Source organism: Trinickia violacea, assembly GCF_005280735.1.
GTDB lineage: Bacteria > Pseudomonadota > Gammaproteobacteria > Burkholderiales > Burkholderiaceae > Trinickia_A > Trinickia_A violacea.
Genome location: NZ_CP040077.1, coordinates 467,573 through 486,719 on the forward strand (window position 1 = coordinate 467,573; position 19,147 = coordinate 486,719).

A 19,147-nucleotide genomic window follows, 5' to 3' on the forward strand; every position below is an offset into this window, starting at 1 on the left:
GCGCCGCGCTTGGCTGACCGCGAAGCCGCCGAGAACACCGTAACCGCAATACTGCAGGACTGCGCGAAGCCGCCTGCAAGGGAACCCGCGAATGGAAAACAAATCACATGCGTTCTGGGCTGGGCTCTTCACGATCGGATTGGCGGTCGCGATAGCGTTGACCGTGTTCTGGTTCAACATCGACCGCTCGGTGCGAATCCCGTATGACCTGATCGCACGCACGAACGTGACCGGGCTCTTTACCGACGCCGCCGTCCGCTATCGCGGACTCGACGTCGGCAAGGTGCAGTCGATCCACTTCGATCGCGAGCATCCGGGGCAGATCGTGATCCGCATCCTCGTCGACAAGACCGCGCCGATCACGCACTCCACGTACGGCAGTCTCGGCTTCCAAGGCGTCACGGGGATCGCCTTCGTGCAGCTCGAAGACACCGGGCGCGATCTGACGCCGTTTCCGTCGTCGGCGAAGAGCGTCGCTCAGATACCGATGCGCCCCGGGCTGCTCGATCAGTTGCAGGAGCGCGGCGACGTGCTGATGCGCGAACTCGAAAGTGTCGCGAAGCATGCGGACAATATGATGTCCGACGATATGCGCGACCGGTTGAAGGCGACGCTCGCGAGCATCCAAGGCGCGGCCGACAACGTGGCGGCGCTGTCCAAGGCGGCCGCGCCGGTCGCCGCGAAGCTGCCGGGCACGCTCGATCAACTCGACAGCACGCTCGCGTCGACCAACGCGCTGATCTCTCGTGTGAACGGCCAGAACGGGCCGCTCGTGACGAACCTGAACAAGATCGGCGCCGCGGCCGATCGGGCGGGCGCGGCGCTGACGGCGATGGATGCTTCGCTGCAGGATCTGAGCGCGCGCGTGAACTACGAGACGCTGCCGCGCATCGATGCGTTGAGCACCGATGTCGGCAGCGCCGTGCGCTCGGTGGATCGCGCAGCGGACCTGTTCAGCACGAGCCCGCGAAGCGTGCTGTTCGGCGCGCCGGCGGCGGCCCCCGGTCCGGGCGAGCCCGGCTTCGCGTGGCCGAAGGCAGACGCTGCCGCTCATTGAACGAATTTGAAAATCCAAGTCAGGAATACTGCAATGTCACGCTCGACTGACCGACTACTTTTCTGCCGCACGCCGTTGCTCGGCGCGCTCGCGATGATCGTGCCGATCGTGCTTGCGGCCGGCGTGCTCGCCGGCTGCTCGCTCGGCACGCCTGCCGCCGTCGCGAACATCCGCTACGATCTCGGCCCCGTCACGCCGGCGGCCTCCCCGGGACCGCTGCCGCCGTTCAAGGTGCTCGACGTCGGCGCGCCGCAGATGCTCAACAGCGACGGCCTCCTCTATCGCCTGAGCTACGCGGACAGCCAGCGCACCGCGACCTACGCGAACAGCCATTGGACGATGCCGCCCGCGCAATTGCTCACGCAGCGCTTGCGCGCGGCGTTGTCGTCGCACGGCACGGTGCTCACGGGCGGCGACGGCGTGCATGCGCCGATGCTGAAGGTCGATCTCGAGGAGTTCGAGCAGGTCTTCGACGGCGAATCGGAAAGCCACGGCGCGCTCACCGCGCGCGCGACGCTGATGCTCGACGGCAAGGTGCTCGGCCAGCGCACGTTCGTTGCGCGCGCGCCCGCGAGCACCGCGGATGCCGCCGGCGGCGCGCGAGCGCTCGCCGCCGCGAGCGACGATTTCGTCTCGCAGCTCGTCGTGTGGCTCGGCATGACGCCGATCGTCGCGGCGAAGTGATCGGAGCGTTTTTGCCGCGCTCGCTATAATCGCCGGGACCTCTCCACACCTCCGACACCATGGATTCCTTCTACAAGTACCACGTCTTCTTCTGCCTGAATCAGCGCGAACCGGGCGCCGAGCGGCCGAGCTGCGCGAATTGCAATGCACAGGCGATGCAGGAATACGCGAAGAAGCGCGTGAAGCAACTGGGCCTCGCCGGCCCCGGCCAGGTCCGCATCAACAAGGCGGGCTGCCTCGATCGCTGCGAGGAAGGGCCGACTGTCGTCGTGTATCCGGAAGGCACCTGGTACACCTATGTCGACGAAGCGGACATCGATGAGATCGTCGACTCGCATCTGGCCAACGGCAAGGTCGTCGAGCGCTTGTTGATCGACCGTTGATCCGCGCAAAGCAATGAACGTTCACACCCAGAAATTTCTGATCGACGGACCTGTCGGCAAGATCGAAATGGCGCTCGATGTGCCCGACGCCGTGCGCGAAGAAGGCGCCGCGCCGCGCGGCATCGCGCTCGTCGCGCATCCGCATCCGCTCTTCGGCGGCTCGATGGACAACAAGGTCGCGGTCACGCTCGCGCGCACGCTCGTGCAGCTCAACTACGTGACGTACCGCTCGAACTTCCGCGGCGTCGGCGAGACGCAAGGCGAGCACGACAACGGTCACGGCGAGCGCGACGATCTGCTCGCGGTCCTCGACTATATGCGCGCGCAGCCGGGGCAGGCCGATCTGCCGCTCGTGCTCGCCGGCTTTTCGTTCGGCACGTTCGTGCTTTCGCACGTCGCGAAGGCGCTCGCCGAGGCGGGCAAGGAGATCGAGCGGATAGTGTTCGTCGGCACGGCGGCGAGCCGCTGGGAAGTCGCGCCGGTCCCCGAAAACACGCTCGTCATTCACGGCGAGACCGACGACACCGTGCCGATCGCCTCGGTCTACGACTGGGCCCGGCCGCAAGAATTGCCGGTCGTCGTGATCCCCGGCGCGGAACATTTTCTGCATCGCAAGCTGCACATCCTGAAGCGGATCATCGTCGACGCCTGGCGCTGATTTGTATTTTCCGGCATACAGGTACGCACAAAACGCAAAAACGCTACAGCCCGGCGCGTATAATGGGCCCAATTTTTTGCGCGAGTGCCGCCGTTTGATGTGACCCCGAGTGTGTGAAAAATGGGTCGCGGTGACGCGCTCGTGATCGCTCTTCCAACGGCGCGCCCCCCGCGTGCATTGCTCACTACCGTCCGAACCGATCCTATGCGTTTTTCCTCCTCCGGCCTCTCGTCCGTCGCAACGTCTTTCGTTCCCCAATCCGTCAGCCGCGCGGTTTCTCTCGGCCTGTTGCTGCCCGCCACGCTCGTTGCGAGCACCGCGTTCGCGCAGGTGCCGCCGCCGGGCGTGAACGCGCGCTCGTGGGTGCTCGTCGATGCGACCAGCAACCAAGTGCTCGCCTCGGCGAATGCCGATGAGCGCGTCGAGCCCGCGTCGCTCACCAAGCTGATGACGGCGTACCTCGTCTTCGAAGCGTTGCAGACGAAGAAGATTTCGATGGATCAAGTGGTGACGCCGAGCGAAGCCGTGCGCCGCGTGGGCACCGACGAATCGCGCATGTTCATCGAAGCGAACAAGCCGGTGACCGTGCACGACCTCGTCTACGGCATGATCATTCAATCGGGCAACGACGCGGCGATCGCGCTTGCCGAGCTCGTCGGCGGCAGCGAGGGCCAGTTCGTCAGCATGATGAACACCGAAGCGCAGCGTCTCGGCATGAAGGGCACGCACTTCGCCGACGTGAACGGCATGCCCGACCCGAACCACTACACGACGGCCGCCGACTTGGCCACGCTGTCGACGCATCTGATCCGCGACTTCCCCGACTACTACAACATCTTCTCGGTCAAGGAATTCACGTACAACAAGATCAAGCAGCCGAACCGCAATCGTCTGCTGTGGATCGACCCGAGCGTCGACGGCCTGAAGACCGGTCACACGCAAGCGGCCGGCTACTGCCTGATTGCATCCGCGAAGCGTTCGCTGCCGGGCTCGCCCGATGTGAACCGCCGTCTCGTCACCGTGATGATGGGCGAGCAGAAGGAACACGACCGCGTGCAGGACAGCATGAAGATGCTGAGCTATGGCTATAGCGCGTACGACACCGTGCGTCTGTACAAGGCGAATCAGGTCGTGCAGACGCCGCGCGTCTTCAAGGGTGCGGCCGATTCCGTGCAAGTCGGCGTGAAGGGCGACCAGTACATCACCGTGCCGCGCGGCATGGGCGACAAGATCAAGCCGCAGGTCACGCTCAGCGAGCCGCTCATCGCGCCGATCGCCAACGGTCAGCAGGTCGGCACGGTGCAGATGGTCGCCGACGGCAAGCCGGTCGCGCAATTCCCGGTCGTCGCGCTGCAGGCGGTGCCGCAGGCGGGCGTCGTCGGCCGCATCTGGGATTCGCTGCTGCTGATGATCAACAAGAAGAAGTCGTAATGCTTTCAGGACCATGACCGAACAGACGCCAGACCCCGTCGTCTATCTGAACGGCGAGCTCACGCCGCTCTCCGAAGCGCGCATCCCGGTGCTCGACCGTGGCTTCATCTTCGGCGACGGCATTTACGAAGTCGTGCCGCTCTACGCGGGCGAGCACGGCCTCACGCCGTTTCGCTTCGCGTCGCACCTCGCGCGGCTCTCGCGCAGTCTTGCGAAAGTCGGTATCGAGAATCCGTTCGACAACGACGGCTGGCGCGCGCTGCTCGCGCGCGTGGTCGCGGCGAATTACCCGGAGGGCGGCAACGCCGCCGATTCCCGCGCCGGCGGCCACGCGCTTGCCTATATTCAGGTTACGCGCGGCGTCGCGAAGCGCGGGCACGCGTTTCCGGCGGGCATCCGGCCGACGGTGTTCATGATGGTCAATCCGTTGCGTCTGCCCGACGACGCGGTGCGTGCACGCGGCGTGCGCTGCGTGAGCGCGGAAGACCGGCGTTGGCTGCATTGCGACATCAAGTCGGTGTCGCTGCTCGGCAATGTGCTGATGGCCGAGCATGCGGCGAAGAACGATGCGTTCGAGACGATCCAGTTGCGCGATGGGATGCTGACCGAGGCGTCGTCGGCGAACGTCTGGGTGGTGAAGGGCGGCGAGCTGTTTGCGCCGCTTCGCGATCACAAGATCCTCGAAGGCATCCGCTACGGGCTGATCGAGGAGCTGGCGCGCGAATGCGGCATCCGCTTCACCGCGCGCGACGTGACGGAAGCGGAGCTGCGCGCGGCCGATGAGATCCTGATCAGCTCGGCGACCAAGGAAGTGCTGCCCGTGACCGATCTGGACGGCGCGCCGGTCGGCGACGGCAAGCCCGGCCCGGTGTATGCAGCACTATATGCAGCGTATCAGCGCGCGAAAGCGCGCGAGGCGCAGATTGAACGCGCCTGGGCCTGTTAATACGGCGAAAAGGCCCCATATGGGCTGCATGGAGAGAAATATGAGCCCGGTCAACGAATCCCTGTTTGAATTTCCCTGTGACTTTCCTATCAAGGTGATGGGAAAGTCGCACCCCGATTTCACCGACACGATCGTGACGGTGATCCGCCAGTTCGACAACGAGTTCGACGCCTCGCGCATCGAGACCCGGCCGTCCTCGGGCGGCAACTACACCGGGCTGACCGTCACGGTGCGCGCGTTGAGCCGCGAGCATCTCGACGATATCTACCGGGCGCTGACCGGGCACCCGATGGTCAAGGTGGTGCTGTAGCAGCTTCGGGGCGTGCACCTGCACATGTCGGGCGCTGCGTCAGCCGGCTTGGCTCAGTGCCTTCTCAATTAGGCGGATGAACTCGCCTACAAGCCCTGCCACATAACGCTGTTCAAGCGTCCGCTCTTCTTCGAGAGCCGGATCTCTGCCGAACGCGAAATGTGCGCAGGCAACAGGCCCGTCCCGCAGGTGCGCCTCAATCCCGTCTGTCTCGCAAAAGCGTCTGCGCAATGCGGATAACGCGGAATCGAGCGCCACGCGATGGCGGTTGGCGCGAAGCCGATCGATGAACTGCTGTGCCAATGTGTTTATGGAGCCCGCGTAGCGAAGCACGTGAACAAGATCCGCGGCGTCCTTGTTTTCTGCTCGGTCATCAAAGGCCAGTGCCTTCAGTACGATGAACGCAGTGACATCGGCAAATCGGATCGTCTCGGTTGCGATGCCTCCATCATCGAGCAATTCGGTCGTGATTTCCTTCTCCAGATACCATTCGTGCACGATGCCGGCGTGATTGATCGCCAGCGCCGATACGCCTTCACCTTCGACCGAAGCGACTTTTCCACCGGGCAGCTTGTCGTCGGCGTCTCTCAAAAACTCGACAAGAACCACCTCGTGTTCCGACACTCTGCGTTGCCAACGCCAACTGCTGGAGTTTCCCTTGTTGTTGACGTGGCGCTGGAAACCTCTGTTTTTCAGCTGGTCGGCTAAATCTGCATAGGCGTCGTCGTTGGCGAGGACCTGCAGGTTGAGCACGATGTCGACGTCAGACGTCCCTGCATGAGCAGGTACCTCGGGCGGACTTTCCGGTGTGAGATATCGCGGCACGAGTCCGCCGATCAGCCTTAACGTGCCTTTGAGCGTACCGAAACTTCGCAGCAGCGTGACGAGCGTGCGTTCACATGCGATCGTGTGTTCGGCGTCATAGCCATCGGCGGTTTCGGGTTTGCTGGAAGCCATACGTTCAGATTTTCAAAACGGTGGATCGAAGCGCGTCTGCCAGTTCCTTGTTCCGGCCGCGGCCGTCTTGTAAGTCGAGGTACTGGATATAGGGGCTGGCAAACCAAGCCGGAAGATCGGGGGGCTGCTGGCGAAAGAGGGTGCTTGCACCGTCGCGCTCAACGAGTGTTACGTTCGCGCCCTTGTCTACAGGCAGTAGCCCCAGCGCTAAGGTGTAGTTCACGGTGCTGCCACGCGGAATGATCAGATCGATCGTGTCAACGCTGGTGAGTAATGGCGACAAGGCATTTGCCGCGGCAGCCCCCGTCAACGCCCAGTTTTCGAGACTAGCTTCGCTAAGTCTTTCCGCGACCAGCGTGAGGATTTGTTTTGGGTTCGCCGCGAACATGAAGTAGCGCGTTTTCGTTTGTTCGCGACTCGTCCAGCTCTCCGACCAGGCGTCCAGCAGCTTCCCTGGCTGCGCAAGGTGGCGGCGTTGTTTGCGGCCATTTCCTTCAGACACGATCCACTCGAGCTGTTCCAGCTCGCGCAGGGTTTGCGAAACGGTGTAGACGCTTGTTGCCGAGCGTTCTGCTATTTCCAGCCCGGTGAGCCAAGCGTTTCCCTCGTGCAGGAGCGTGTGGACGACTTGCTCACGCGCCCCCCTGAAAATCGACGTCACCCTGGTTGTCCGTGACATTTTTTGCGGTCGATCGATGTCGATGAGCCGGTCGCCGATTTTCATGTATAGGCTGCCGCTCGAATCGAAGTAACCGATTCCGTGCTCTCGGAGTACTTGACGGGCCCCGGGACTCAGCGCTTCCGCGACGACGAAAGCGGCTATGCGGCCGCGGTCTTTTGCAAATAGCTGATACTCACTGAGTTGCCAGACGGCGTTGCGTACATCGCGCGGGTAGCCTTGGCGCAATATTTCGACTGCGAGCGTCAGATCGCAGTCGGGCATCCTGACGTCTAGCAGAAGATCGAGACGTCGCTGGCCGTCAGGACGTTCGAAGCCAACCTCGAACTGCCGGTCAATCGAAATTGCTGCTCCTGTCGCGTTTTCGAATGTTCTGACGAAGTGGTCAACAAGAGTGAGGGGAGATCCCATTTTGATTTAGCTGGGCAGCTAAGTATGGATATTGGCGATTAGTTTAGCAGTTTTTGCTAGTTTAGCTGTGCAGCTAAACTAGCTATTTCACCTAAAGTAAAGCTAGCCTGCCGACCTCAACACTTGCGCTGCACCATCCCTTCCTGCCGCGCAGGCGAGGCCGTAGAGCGCCTGAAATTTCTCGACCTCCTCGAATAACCAGTCCCTGAACGCCCGGACGCGCGCGGTCTCCAGCGACCGCGGCGGGCACACGAAGTAGTAGGCCCAGGGGCTCGGCCCATCGATATTGAACAAGCGCACGAGCCGCCCCGCGGCGATTTCATGCATGGCGATCGAGCGTCGCACGAGCGCAATGCCCTGGCCGTCGGCTGCCGCTTGCAGCAGGTTCGACGAATCCTGAAACAACACGCCGCGTTTCGGTTCCGAGGCGCTGATTAGACCGGCTGCGGCGAACCACGGGCGCCATAGCTCGTCGTCCGAGCGCAGGAGCGTGTACTTCGGCATATCGGCGGGCGTGGCCGGCAGCTGTCCGCCGTTGTAGTTCGGCGAGCAGACCGGAAAGAACACCTCGTCGAGCAGCGGCTCGACGTGCAGCCCCTCGTATTGGCCGAAGCCAAAGCGGACGGCCGCGTCGACGTCGTCGCGCGCGAAATTGGCCAGCGCATTGGTCGACAGCAATTCGAGGTCGATTTCGGGGTATCGCTCGATGAAACCGCCGATGCGCGGCGTGACCCAGCGCGCCGCAAACGACGTCAGGATCGACACCACCAGCCGCCGCTCGCGGTCGCCGGCCCGCACCGCGCGGGTGGCTTCCGCGAGCGCCATTAGCGCCGCGCGCACTTCCTTCGCGTAGCGGCCGCCGACCTCGGTGAGCCGCACGCGCTTGCCCTCGCGCTCGAAAAGCGCGATGCCGAGTTCGGCTTCAAGCGCGCGGATCTGGTGGCTGACGGCGCCGTGCGTGACGAAAAGCTCGTCGGCGGCGCGCGAGAAGCTCTCGTGGCGCGAGGCCGCTTCGAACGCCTTGACCGCGTTGAGCGCAGGAAGTTGTCGGAGGTCCATTGTTAATATTTCTCACAACGACGTGAAAATTGATCGTTTGGGGTAATCCCTTGCTGCATCTACGATTCTAGTCACGGAACAGCACTTTGACGGAGCGGATCATGCAAGAAATTTCTTCAAGCATCACGTTCGAAATCAATCCTCGTGAAACCGTGCCGATGATGGTCATGAAGAGCACGCGGCTCACGGTGCAGGGCGCGAGCATGTGGGTGACGCGCAGCAACGACATCGAAGACTATTGGCTCGAGCCGGGCGATTGCCTGCGTTTGCGGCGCGGCGAGCGGCTTTGGCTCAGCGCGGAAGGCGCTCAGCCGGCGACCGTCGCGTTTTGGGTCGCGCCCCGCCCGAAGGACGGCCTGCGCGATTGGCTGGCGGACCTCGGCACTCGCCTGGGCCTGCGGATGCGCAGCGGTTGGCGGACGGTTTGACGCGGTGGTCTGGCCGATTCAGCTGATGATTGTGTCCGGCGGGGTACGCGCGATTTCGGTAAACTACCGCGATCATGTGTGCCACGCCGGTTTCCCCGCTTTCCCGTTCTTCCGATCTGCCTGACGCCGACCCGCTAGAGGCGGCGGTCCTCACAGGCACGGCCGACGCGCCCGACCTCCTCCTGCGCTGGCGCGGTCTCGAACCCTACGAAACGAGCTTCGACGCGATGCGCGCGTTCACGGACGCCCGCACCGACGACACCGCCGACGAGATCTGGCTCGTCGAGCATCCTCCCGTTTTCACGCTCGGCCAGGCCGGCGACCCGTCCCACCTGCTCGCGGCCGACGCCGGCATCCCGCTCGTCAAAGTGGACCGCGGTGGACAGATCACCTATCACGGTCCGGGCCAGATCGTTGCCTATCTGCTTTTGAACTTGCGCCGCCGCAAGCTCATGGTGCGCGAGTTGGTCACGAAGATCGAGGAGGCCGTGATCGAGACCCTCGCGGCGTATAATCTGGCGGGCGCTCGCAAGGCAGGCGCGCCCGGCATCTACGTGGCGCCGGGGCCGCAGGCCGGTGCGCACGAGGGTGCGAAGATCGCGGCGCTCGGCCTCAAAATCCGCAACGGTTGCAGCTATCACGGCGTGAGCCTGAACGTGAAGATGGATCTGCAGCCGTTCCTTGCGATCAATCCGTGCGGCTACGCGGGACTCGAAACGGTCGACATGGCGACGCTGGGCGTCGCCGCCGGCTGGGACGAGGTGGCCAGGACCCTCGCGGCTCGTTTAGCCGCCAACCTCGACGGCGCTCCCGCGCACCGTGCTCAACCGCAGGCCGGCACTGCCGCCGTCCGACTGGATCAATCGAATGACTGACGTTACCGCGAACTCCGCCGGCGCTTCCGCCGATTCCGCCGCCAACGCCGCCCCGGCCGCCTATGACGCGACCGTCAAGCAAAAGGCCGAAGCCAAGACGGCGCGCATTCCGATCAAGATCGTCCCGATCGAAAAACTGAAGAAGCCCGATTGGATTCGCGTGAAAGCCGCGACCGGCAGTTCGCGCTTCTACGAAATCAAGCAGATCCTGCGCGAGCACAACCTGCACACGGTGTGCGAGGAAGCGAGCTGCCCGAACATCGGCGAGTGCTTCGGCAAGGGCACGGCGACGTTCATGATCATGGGCGACAAGTGCACGCGGCGCTGCCCGTTCTGCGACGTGGGCCACGGCCGTCCCGATCCGCTCGACACCGACGAACCGGCCAATCTCGCGCGCACGATCGCTGCGCTCAAGCTCAAGTACGTGGTGATCACGAGCGTCGATCGCGACGACCTGCGCGATGGCGGCGCGGGCCACTTTGTCGAATGTATCCGCCAGGTGCGCGAGCAGTCGCCGGAGACGCGCATCGAAATCCTCACGCCGGACTTCCGCGGCCGTCTCGATCGCGCGCTGACGATTCTGAACGCCGCGCCGCCCGACGTGATGAACCACAACCTCGAAACGGTGCCGCGCCTGTACAAGGAAGCGCGCCCCGGTTCGGACTACGCGCATTCGCTCAAGCTCTTGAAGGACTTCAAGGCGCTGCATCCCGATGTCGCGACGAAGTCGGGCTTGATGGTGGGCCTCGGCGAAACCGAGGAAGAGATTCTGCAAGTGATGCGCGATCTGCGCGCGCACGACGTCGACATGCTGACGATCGGCCAGTACCTGCAGCCGTCCGAGCACCACCTGCCGGTGCGCGCCTACGTTCATCCGGACACGTTCAAGATGTACGAGGAAGAGGCGTACAAGATGGGCTTCACGCACGCGGCCGTCGGCGCGATGGTGCGTTCGAGCTATCACGCCGATCTGCAGGCGCACGGCGCGGGCGTGGTCTAAAGCCGTATGCGCGTTGTAGTTGACGATTCCAACGCTAAATCGTACTGAACATCGCTAGCTTGTACTCAACAACGCTAAATGCTGCTGAGGGGCGGCCATGGGAAGGACAATTCCAAGGATCAAGGAATTTCCCGACGATGGCCGCATTTGGCGAATTGACTAGTTTGGTAGCGTAGAACGGAATTCCCAACTTCCCCTCGTTACCGTCGGCTCGCTCTGGCCGACCGCGACCGGGCTTGGGATAGCGAGGCTCAATCAGTGCGCGGGACCAGGCCCAGGGGCATCCCTCCATGCCAATAGACTGTTTGGGTTATCGGCAGGTCCTTCCAGATCTGCCAGGTCCGCATAATTGCCTCCTGCGGAACCATTGAATAAAGCTTTTGCAGACTCACCCGCATAAGCCATGCCTTCCCACTTTGGCCGATTACCCGCTCCGGATCCGTGCGGGCGGATGAGCGCCTCTATTTCATGTGTGTATTCGTTTGGCAAAATCAGTTTCATGCTAAACCACTCTTTAATCCATTTTCTATAGTGATCCATCCATGCTTTACACCAAAGGCAAGTATTTTTCGAGCCTCCCAAATAAACTGTTTGCCCATAGAATTTGTCAGGACTATCCACAACAGCTCTTGTTAAAAAAGATAGAAGTACCAATTCTGCATGCACTCCTTTCTCGCTTTTCACAATATTCACATCTTTGCTTTCAGAAAAGCTGCCAACGTAACCGTGAGGGCCTCCAGTTGCTTTGACTGCTCCCAAGGATTCGGCAACACCAAGGAAGCGGCGCAAAAACCACGATAATTTTTCATTGCGATTGGGTTGGTCCTTTCGTGGTTTTGCCAGTAAATCCATGATGGCCCCAATTTTATCGTCACCAAATGCTTCCATCAGAAAAACAGGTTTGCTTTCGGCGAATCCATGAATAACTAAATTGTCTTGGCCGCTATATTTTGGCATGGTGTGCACGTCAATTTTTATTTTTTTTAAATTGAACGTCGCATCGTCAGTTTCTTTTTTATTTTGAATTTTCAGCCACCGCTCGTTGTTCATCGTGAGCAATTCATGGCTATACTGCATACATGATTCGAAATCGTATCTATTGGTGATGCCAAAACTGGACAAATAAGATTTGATTGCTGCGCCTTCGTCGATCCGATAGAAATTGCCTGCGATAAATAACTGGTCTTTTATCTGCATGCATTGCACTTCCTGCACCTTGCCTGCTTTATTATTGCCCAATGCCGCGTCCCAGTCTGTAATGGCAGCGGCTGATTTAATTATGGTTGAAATGTAACAAAGCTCGTTCCCTCGCAATGGGGAAATTGATTCCATGGGCATCGCAATACTCCTGGCATGAGTGTCGGCTTTGCAAATCCGCGAACATGGCATTGATCCGACAATTATATAGACCAGTTACGCTGCATATGCAATGCCAGGGTGGTGAAATAGCGGGCGACGTGCTGCGGGTTTTACCATTGTTATCCGTCCAGTCCTGCACCAAAGGCTGCACCTCGAACGATTCAACATTCCGTTCGAACTTCAGCAGGACTGGTGAAATCACGCTCCAGCGTCGATTCGAACATTGCACGTTGCACGGAAAAGCAATGTATGCCAGTCGCGACGAATGATGTAAAAAGTGAAAAATATTTGCTCGCCAGTACAGTCGAGCGTTAGAAGCGAGAGTAGTCAAAGAAAATCGGGCGGCCTAGGCCGCCCGATTTTTTTATCGCGCACGATGAGGTGCGCGCCTCCCTTTCTTATCGTGCCTGTCGTTAAGCCGCTGTCATCGCACCGGTTCGCGCGAGCTTGAATGCACCGACGCTCTGCGCGAGCGTTGCCGCCTGCTCCCGCAACTGGCTTGCTGCTGCAGCCGATTGCTCGACGAGCGCCGCGTTCTGCTGCGTCACATTGTCGAGCTGCGACAGCGCCTGATTCACTTGCCCCAGCCCCGTGCTCTGCTCGGAAGTCGCGACGCTGATTTCGCCAATCACGCTCGCGATGCTGCGCACGCCGTCGACGATTTCGTTCATCGTCGTGCCGGCCGTCTGCACGAGTCCCGAACCCGCCTCGATCTTCTCCACCGATGAGTTGATCAGCTCCTTGATCTCCTTCGCGGCCTGGGCGCTGCGCTGCGCGAGCGCGCGCACTTCGCCGGCGACGACCGCGAAACCGCGCCCGTGCTCGCTGGCCCGTGCGGCTTCGACGGCCGCGTTGAGCGCGAGGATGTTGGTCTGGAACGCGATGCCGTCGATCACGCCGATGATGTTCGCGATCTGCGTGGACGCCTGCGTGATCTCGTTCATGGTCGCGACCACCTCGGTGACGACCTGGCCGCCGCGCGTCGCGACGCTCGACGCCGATTCCGCGAGGCGGCTGACTTGATTGGCCGAGTCGGCCGAGTTGCGCGCGGTGCCGGCGATCTCTTCGAGCGCGGCCGCCGTTTCCTGCAGGCTCGACGCGGCGTGCTCGGTGCGGCTCGACAAGTCCTGATTGCCCTGCGCGATCTCGGCGCTCGCGACGTTCACCGACTCGCTGATCGCGCGGATCTGCAGCAGGATGTCGCTGATCTTCTCGGCGAAGACATTGAACGCGCGTGCGATTTGCGAGGCTTCGTCGTCGCCGTCCGCGGGCAGGCGGTGCGTGAGATCGCCGCTGCCCGAGCTCACGTCGACGAGCGCGTCGCGCACTTGCAGCACGCGTTTGAACGCCGCGTTCGTCAGCGCGCCGACGAGTGCCGCCGCGATCAGCGCGACGATGATGATCGCGATCACGGTGGTCGTCGCCACTGCGCGCATGCCGGCGGTCACGTCGGACTTGTCGAGCGCGAGGACGAAGCGCCAGTCGGTACCGGGAATCGGTTGCGACTGCAGCAGCTTGGTGGCGCCGTCGACCTTGGCCGCCATTGGCTCGGCCGCGTTCGAAAGCGCGCCGAGCGCGTCGGTCGTCAAATCGGGCGACAGGTCCGTGGCGGGCTTCATGATGAGGTCGCTCTTGGCGGTCGCGAGCAGCTTGCCGGACTGGTCGACGAGGAAGGCGAAGCTCGCGGGCGTCGGGTGCACGGCGGCGACGACCGAGCTCACGCCGTCGAGGTACACGCTCGCCGCGATGATCCCTTTGAGCGCGCCATCGCGCATCACGGGCACTCCGAAAGACACGGCGTACTTGCCGTTCGAGGCGTCGGTGAACGGCGCGGTCACGATCAGATGGCCGGCCGCCAGCGTCTGCTTGTACCAGGGGCGCGCCGTCGGATCGTAGCCGGGCGGCAGCGACGTGCCACCCGTGAACGCCGTCTTGTCGGGCAGGCCCAGCGTCACGACCTGGAAGTCGCCGGACTTGGCGAGCAGCTTGAGCGCATCGGTGGGGTCGCCTGCGCCGACATTGATCGTGTCGGCCAGCGCCTGGGCGACACGCGCCTTCCCCGAAACCCATTCTTCGATCGCCGTCGCGTTACCGGTCGAAATGGATTTCAGGTTTTCGTCGATCGTCTGCTCGTTGTCCTTCTTGACGACGTAGTAGACGAGCCCCCCGGTTACCGCGAGCGCGGTGACGACGATTGCGACACAAGTCGCCAGAATCCGCGTGCGAATCGATGCAAACATTGCGCTGTCCGTGAGTGTGGTTGGCTTGCCGGAGAAGAACGTATCTATGCGTTATCGGCAGGGGAGTCGAGGAACTTGAAGCCGCGTTGTAAGCGGATGTGTGGTTTGGAAAGGAATGCGCGGCCGTTGTGGATAGCAATCGAGGATTTGTTAGAACGGCTCGCATCCGAAATCCCTATAGTCGGAAGCCTTACAGACAACTTCGCTTATCGACTGGGGCTTGGGCATGATCCGACTGACTTCTTCATTCGCCGCAACGCGTGCGGCCGCTGCCGCCGCCGCGCTTATCGCACTGTCTGCCGTGCTTGTTCCTCACGCTTTCGCCGAAACCCGCGAAGTCGTGATCGCCTATCAGGACATGGTCGTGCCGTGGCGCTACGCGCAGGCAACCGGCGAAGTCGAAAAAGCAACGGGCTACAAAGTCACTTACCGTAAGCTCGCGAGCGGCGCCGACGTCGTGCGTGCGCTCGCGTCGGGCTCGGTGCAGCTCGGCGAGGCGGGCTCCAGCCCGATCGCGGCGGGCCTTTCGCAAGGTGTCGATATCTCGCTCTTCTGGATTCTCGACAACATCAACGATGCGGAAGCGCTGGTCGCTCGCGACGGCTCCGGCGTGACGAGCGTGGCGGGCCTCAAAGGCAGGAAGATCGGCGTGCCGTATGTGTCGACTTCGCATTTCCATACGCTCGTCGCGCTGCAGAACGCGGGCATCAATCCTTCGGACGTCAAAATCGTCAATCTGCGTCCCGCCGACCTCGCGGCTGCCTGGGATCGCGGCGACATCGACGCAACCTATATCTGGGACCCGGTACTCGCGAAGGTGAAGAAGAACGGCCGCGTGCTGATTACGTCGGGCGAGGTCGCGAGAGCGACGGGCAAGGCGACGTTCGACGGCTTCGTCGTCGACCGCAAGTTCGCGCGCGAGAACGCCGAGTTCGTGACGCGCTTCGTGAAGGTCCTGGCGGCGACAGATGCGAGCTATCGCGATCACCCGTCGGCCTGGAATGCGGCCTCGCCGCGGGCTGCCGCGGTCGCGCAGGAGTCGGGCGCGAACGCGCAGGACGTGCCCGCGAGCCTCGCGCTCTACGCGTTTCCCACGCTTTCCGAACAAGCGTCGCCTGTGTGGCTCGGCGGTGGTGCGCAATCGGGTGCGGCGAAGTCGCTGGCGGCCACGGCGACGTTTCTGAAGGCCCAGGGCACGATTCAAAACGTTTTGCCCGACTACTCGACAGGTGTCGATCCGCAGTTCGTGCAACGTGCGCTGCGTTGAACGCCGCCGTGTGGCGAGAGATTCGGATATCGAAACGTTGAGGCTTCGACATGAACCGGCTCGAGATTCGACAGCTGCACGTCGCGTATGACAGCGCGCGGGGCCGCGCGGCGAACGTGGCGCTCGCCGACGTCAACCTGATCATCGACGCAGGCGAGTTCGTCGTCGCGCTGGGCGCTTCGGGATGCGGCAAGAGCACGCTCCTCAACTGCATCGCCGGTTTCGTTCAGCCGACCGAAGGCGAAGTGCGCATGAATGAGCAACGGATTCGCGGTCCCGGCGCCGAACGCGGCGTCGTGTTCCAGAAGTACGCGCTGATGCCGTGGCTGAATGTGCTCGACAACGTGGCGCTCGGTTTGCGCTTCAAGGGGCAGGGCAAGCGCGAACGTGAACGCGTTGCGCGCGACACGCTCGCGCTGGTCGGCCTTGAACGATATGCGCGCGCGAGCGTGTATGAGCTGTCGGGCGGGATGCAGCAGCGCGTCGGCATCGCCCGCGCGCTCGCGAACGATCCGCAGGTGCTTCTGATGGACGAGCCGATGGGCGCGCTCGATGCGATGACGCGCGAGTCGATGCAGGAACTGGTGCTCGACGTCTGGGGGCGTACGCAGAAGACAGTGTTCTTCATCACGCACAGCGTCGAAGAGGCGCTGTTTCTTGCGACGCGCCTCGTCGTGATGACGCCGAGCCCGGGCCGCATCGCCGAGACGTTCGACTTGCCGTTTGCGCGGCGCTTTCTGCAATCGCGCGATGCCCGGGCAGTGAAGTCGTCGCCGGAATTCATCGAGTGGCGCGAGCGGCTGGCGGCGCTGCTTCACCACCGCGTGTCGAATGAGGTCACGGCATGAGCAGTCACGAATCGTTTGCCGAATCGGCACGCGGCGCTCAACGAGCCCCGGCGCCTTCTAGGCCTCGTCGCAGGCGTCGAAACGCGACGCCTGTGCGTTCCTATCGCTCGCCGGGCGAAGGACCGACTGCGGCATTGAGCGCGGCCTCCGTCGCCGTCCTGGTTGCGATCTGGTGGCTCGCCACGCATCTGCATTGGGTCGCGCCGCTTTTCTTGCCCTCGCCCGAATCCGTTTGGGCGGCGTTCATCGACGCGTGGCACGGCCGGATACAGGGCGGCTTGCCGCTCCCCGAGCATCTCGCATGGAGCACGCTGCGCGTATTCGGCGCGTTCCTGCTGGCGGCGTTGACGGCGGTGCCGGTCGGCATCCTGATGGGCGTGAGCCGCATCGCGCGCGGCTTGCTGGATGCGCCGCTCGAGTTCTATCGACCCTTGCCGCCGCTTGCGTATTTGCCGCTCGTCGTCATTTGGTTCGGCATCGACGAGACCGCGAAGATCGTCGTGATTTACCTCGCGTGCTTCGCGCCGATCGCGATGGCGGCGCGCGCGGGCGTGAAGAGCGCGACCGTCGAGCAGATCCATGCGGCGTATTCGCTGGGTGGCGGGTTCTGGCAGGTCGTGCGCTTCGTCGTTTTGCCGCCTGCGTTGCCGGAGATACTGACGGGCTTGCGCATCGCGATCGGCTTCGGCTGGACGACGCTGGTCGCCGCCGAGATGGTGGCCGCAACGGCCGGGCTCGGGCAGATGGTGCTCGATGCGTCGAGCTTTCTGCGCACCGATGTCGTGGTGATGGGCATTGTGCTGATCGGCGCGATCGCTTGGGGTTTCGATCTGGCGATGCGCGGGCTCGAGCGCCGGCTCGTGCCTTGGAAGGGGCGGGGCTAGGCAAACAGGCAAGACAACGCCGGCGATCTGGATCTCTGGACGCCGCCCTTCTGGAATTCCGGAAACCCGGAACGGCGGCGCCCCGGCGCCTGAATAAATCCCTTAAAAATCAATCCTCTCCCGCCGCGTATCGACTTGGCATCGCCCTTGCAATGTAAGACCCGCGGCCGCAACGGCCCGCCTACTTACAAAGCAAGGAGACAGCCGATGATCGATTCCCCTGCCTGGCATTTCTGAACCCGTCGCTCGAGGCGACCTTTCGCGCCCTTTAGCGCCATTGCGCGCCCACGCCAAGCGACCGGCCTTCATTCGTTCGCGCCGTGCGCGGGATCGTACCGGCCACCGGCCCTTCGGCCCATCCATTCAGTCTGGAACCATCGTGAAGAAACCGTTCTATAAAGTCCTCTATGTCCAGGTGATCGCAGCGATCATCATCGGCATCCTCTTCGGCCATTTTTCGCCTGATCTCGCAATCGACATGAAGCCGCTCGGCGATGGCTTCATCAAGCTCATCAAGATGGTGATCGGCCCGATCATCTTCTGCACGGTCGTCACCGGCATCGCGGGCATGCAGGACATGAAGAAGGTCGGGCGCGTGGGCGGCAAGGCGCTGCTTTACTTCGAAGTCGTCTCGACGTTCGCGCTCGTGCTGGGTCTCATCGCGACGCACGTGCTCAAGCCCGGCGTCGGCTTCAATGTCGATGTCGCCACGCTCAACGGCAAGGAAGTCGCGAGCTACGCGGCGAAGGCGCATGGCCAGAGCACGGTCGACTTCTTCATGCACATCATTCCGAACACGGTCGTCGACGCGTTCGCGCAAGGCGAAATCCTGCAGATCCTGCTGGTCGCGATGCTGTTCGGCAGCGTGCTCACGCAGCTCGGCGAGCGCGGCCGGATCGTCACCGATTTCATCGAAAGCATCTCGCACGTGTTCTTCGGCATCGTGCGCATCATCACGAAGCTCGCGCCGATCGGCGCGTTCGGCGCGATGGCGTTCACGATCGGCAAGTACGGCGTCGGTTCGCTGTTGCCGCTGCTCAAGCTGATCGGCACGTTCTATCTGACGTCGGTCGTGTTCGTGGTCGTGGTGCTCGGCATCATCGCGCGCCTGGTCGGCTTCAACATCTTCCGTTTCGTCGCCTACATCAAGGAAGAACTGCTGATCGTGCTCGGCACGAGCTCGTCGGAAGCGGCGCTGCCGCAGCTCATGCAGAAGCTCGAGAAGCTCGGCTGCTCGCGCTCGGTCGTGGGCCTCGTCGTGCCGACCGGCTACTCGTTCAACCTCGACGGCACCAACATCTACATGACGATGGCCGTGCTCTTCATCGCGCAAGCGACGAACACCGATCTCACGCTCACGCAGCAGCTCACGCTGCTCGCCGTGACGATGATCACGTCGAAGGGCGCGAGCGGCGTCACGGGCGCGGGCTTCATCACGCTCGCCGCGACGCTCGCCGTGGTGCCGACGATTCCGCTCTCGGGCATGGTCCTCATTCTCGGCATCGACCGCTTCATGAGCGAGTGCCGCGCGCTGACGAACATCGTCGGCAACGGCGTGGCGACGGTGGTCGTGTCGGCTTGGGAGAAGGAGCTCGACCGCGCCCAGCTCACGCGTGCCTTGCGCCGCGGTGACGTGACCGTCGACGAGACGGCCGCAGTCTAAAGCGATCA

The 19,147-nt window shown here is 62.6% G+C and carries 19 protein-coding genes; 14 read left to right on the plus strand and 5 right to left on the minus strand.

From position 1 onward, the window contains the following. The first annotated feature begins 91 nt into the window (after nucleotides 1–91). From FAZ95_RS01980 to FAZ95_RS02010, 7 genes are all read left to right on the plus strand, one after another. Nucleotides 92–1,057: an MlaD family protein gene (locus FAZ95_RS01980; RefSeq protein ID WP_137330903.1), complete on the plus strand. Its 966-nt coding sequence runs from the start codon at nucleotides 92–94 to the stop codon at nucleotides 1,055–1,057. Nucleotides 1,058–1,090: 33 nt separating this feature from the next. Beyond that, nucleotides 1,091–1,741, plus strand: coding sequence for an ABC-type transport auxiliary lipoprotein family protein (locus FAZ95_RS01985; protein WP_137330904.1), 651 nt, complete (start codon nucleotides 1,091–1,093; stop codon nucleotides 1,739–1,741). Nucleotides 1,742–1,800: 59 nt separating this feature from the next. After that, nucleotides 1,801–2,124 (plus strand): (2Fe-2S) ferredoxin domain-containing protein, encoded by a 324-nt coding sequence (locus FAZ95_RS01990; protein WP_137330905.1) that lies wholly within the window; start codon nucleotides 1,801–1,803, stop codon nucleotides 2,122–2,124. Nucleotides 2,125–2,137: 13 nt separating this feature from the next. Further along, complete coding sequence (locus FAZ95_RS01995; protein ID WP_137330906.1) at nucleotides 2,138–2,782, plus strand: alpha/beta hydrolase; 645 nt, start codon at nucleotides 2,138–2,140, stop codon at nucleotides 2,780–2,782. Between the two features lie 204 nt (nucleotides 2,783–2,986). After that, nucleotides 2,987–4,213 (plus strand): D-alanyl-D-alanine carboxypeptidase family protein, encoded by a 1,227-nt coding sequence (locus tag FAZ95_RS02000; RefSeq protein WP_137330907.1) that lies wholly within the window; start codon nucleotides 2,987–2,989, stop codon nucleotides 4,211–4,213. 13 nt (nucleotides 4,214–4,226) lie between these two features. Continuing rightward, nucleotides 4,227–5,159: a D-amino acid aminotransferase gene (locus FAZ95_RS02005; RefSeq protein WP_137330908.1), complete on the plus strand. Its 933-nt coding sequence runs from the start codon at nucleotides 4,227–4,229 to the stop codon at nucleotides 5,157–5,159. Between the two features lie 40 nt (nucleotides 5,160–5,199). Further along, on the plus strand, nucleotides 5,200–5,469 hold the full coding sequence (locus FAZ95_RS02010) for a DUF493 family protein (protein ID WP_137330909.1): 270 nt from the start codon (nucleotides 5,200–5,202) through the stop codon (nucleotides 5,467–5,469). Nucleotides 5,470–5,508: 39 nt separating this feature from the next. Here FAZ95_RS02010 and FAZ95_RS02015 read toward each other — a convergent pair whose 3' ends face one another. The 3 genes from FAZ95_RS02015 to FAZ95_RS02025 all read right to left on the minus strand — a co-directional run bounded on the left by FAZ95_RS02015 (nucleotide 5,509) and on the right by FAZ95_RS02025 (nucleotide 8,575). Beyond that, complete coding sequence (locus FAZ95_RS02015) at nucleotides 5,509–6,426, minus strand: hypothetical protein (RefSeq protein WP_137330910.1); 918 nt, start codon at nucleotides 6,424–6,426, stop codon at nucleotides 5,509–5,511. A 4-nt stretch (nucleotides 6,427–6,430) separates the two neighbouring features. Next, nucleotides 6,431–7,516, minus strand: coding sequence for a type IV toxin-antitoxin system AbiEi family antitoxin (locus FAZ95_RS02020; RefSeq protein WP_137330911.1), 1,086 nt, complete (start codon nucleotides 7,514–7,516; stop codon nucleotides 6,431–6,433). 102 nt (nucleotides 7,517–7,618) lie between these two features. Next, nucleotides 7,619–8,575: a transcriptional regulator GcvA gene (locus FAZ95_RS02025; RefSeq protein ID WP_137330912.1), complete on the minus strand. Its 957-nt coding sequence runs from the start codon at nucleotides 8,573–8,575 to the stop codon at nucleotides 7,619–7,621. A gap of 101 nt (nucleotides 8,576–8,676) precedes the next feature. Here FAZ95_RS02025 and FAZ95_RS02030 point away from each other — a divergent pair, with 101 nt between their 5' ends. From FAZ95_RS02030 to lipA, 3 genes are all read left to right on the plus strand, one after another. Further along, on the plus strand, nucleotides 8,677–9,003 hold the full coding sequence (locus tag FAZ95_RS02030; RefSeq protein ID WP_137330913.1) for a DUF2917 domain-containing protein: 327 nt from the start codon (nucleotides 8,677–8,679) through the stop codon (nucleotides 9,001–9,003). A 74-nt stretch (nucleotides 9,004–9,077) separates the two neighbouring features. Then, the gene (gene lipB, locus FAZ95_RS02035) at nucleotides 9,078–9,878 is read left to right on the plus strand and encodes a lipoyl(octanoyl) transferase LipB (protein WP_137330914.1); all 801 of its coding nucleotides are present in this window, start codon (nucleotides 9,078–9,080) and stop codon (nucleotides 9,876–9,878) included. Beyond that, the gene (gene lipA / locus FAZ95_RS02040; protein WP_137330915.1) at nucleotides 9,871–10,878 is read left to right on the plus strand and encodes a lipoyl synthase; all 1,008 of its coding nucleotides are present in this window, start codon (nucleotides 9,871–9,873) and stop codon (nucleotides 10,876–10,878) included. The genes lipB and lipA overlap by 8 nt, the downstream gene beginning before the upstream one ends. Before the next feature lie 255 nt (nucleotides 10,879–11,133). On the opposite strand, the gene FAZ95_RS02045 is transcribed toward lipA, so the two are convergent. Both FAZ95_RS02045 and FAZ95_RS02050 read right to left on the minus strand, forming a co-directional pair. After that, on the minus strand, nucleotides 11,134–12,210 hold the full coding sequence (locus FAZ95_RS02045) for a hypothetical protein (RefSeq protein WP_137330916.1): 1,077 nt from the start codon (nucleotides 12,208–12,210) through the stop codon (nucleotides 11,134–11,136). Between the two features lie 440 nt (nucleotides 12,211–12,650). Continuing rightward, a complete protein-coding gene (locus FAZ95_RS02050) occupies nucleotides 12,651–14,477 on the minus strand; it encodes a methyl-accepting chemotaxis protein (RefSeq protein WP_137330917.1) in 1,827 nt (608 codons plus the stop codon). Between the two features lie 226 nt (nucleotides 14,478–14,703). Between FAZ95_RS02050 and tauA the strand changes: the two genes are divergently transcribed. The 4 genes from tauA to FAZ95_RS02070 all read left to right on the plus strand — a co-directional run bounded on the left by tauA (nucleotide 14,704) and on the right by FAZ95_RS02070 (nucleotide 19,139). Next, nucleotides 14,704–15,744: a taurine ABC transporter substrate-binding protein gene (gene tauA / locus FAZ95_RS02055; RefSeq protein WP_137330918.1), complete on the plus strand. Its 1,041-nt coding sequence runs from the start codon at nucleotides 14,704–14,706 to the stop codon at nucleotides 15,742–15,744. Nucleotides 15,745–15,794: 50 nt separating this feature from the next. Then, nucleotides 15,795–16,592, plus strand: coding sequence for a taurine ABC transporter ATP-binding protein (locus tag FAZ95_RS02060; protein WP_137330919.1), 798 nt, complete (start codon nucleotides 15,795–15,797; stop codon nucleotides 16,590–16,592). Then, nucleotides 16,589–17,476, plus strand: coding sequence for an ABC transporter permease subunit (locus FAZ95_RS02065; RefSeq protein WP_137330920.1), 888 nt, complete (start codon nucleotides 16,589–16,591; stop codon nucleotides 17,474–17,476). The genes FAZ95_RS02060 and FAZ95_RS02065 overlap by 4 nt, the downstream gene beginning before the upstream one ends. A gap of 379 nt (nucleotides 17,477–17,855) precedes the next feature. Next, complete coding sequence (locus FAZ95_RS02070) at nucleotides 17,856–19,139, plus strand: dicarboxylate/amino acid:cation symporter (RefSeq protein WP_137330921.1); 1,284 nt, start codon at nucleotides 17,856–17,858, stop codon at nucleotides 19,137–19,139. The last annotated feature ends 8 nt before the right edge of the window (nucleotides 19,140–19,147 follow it).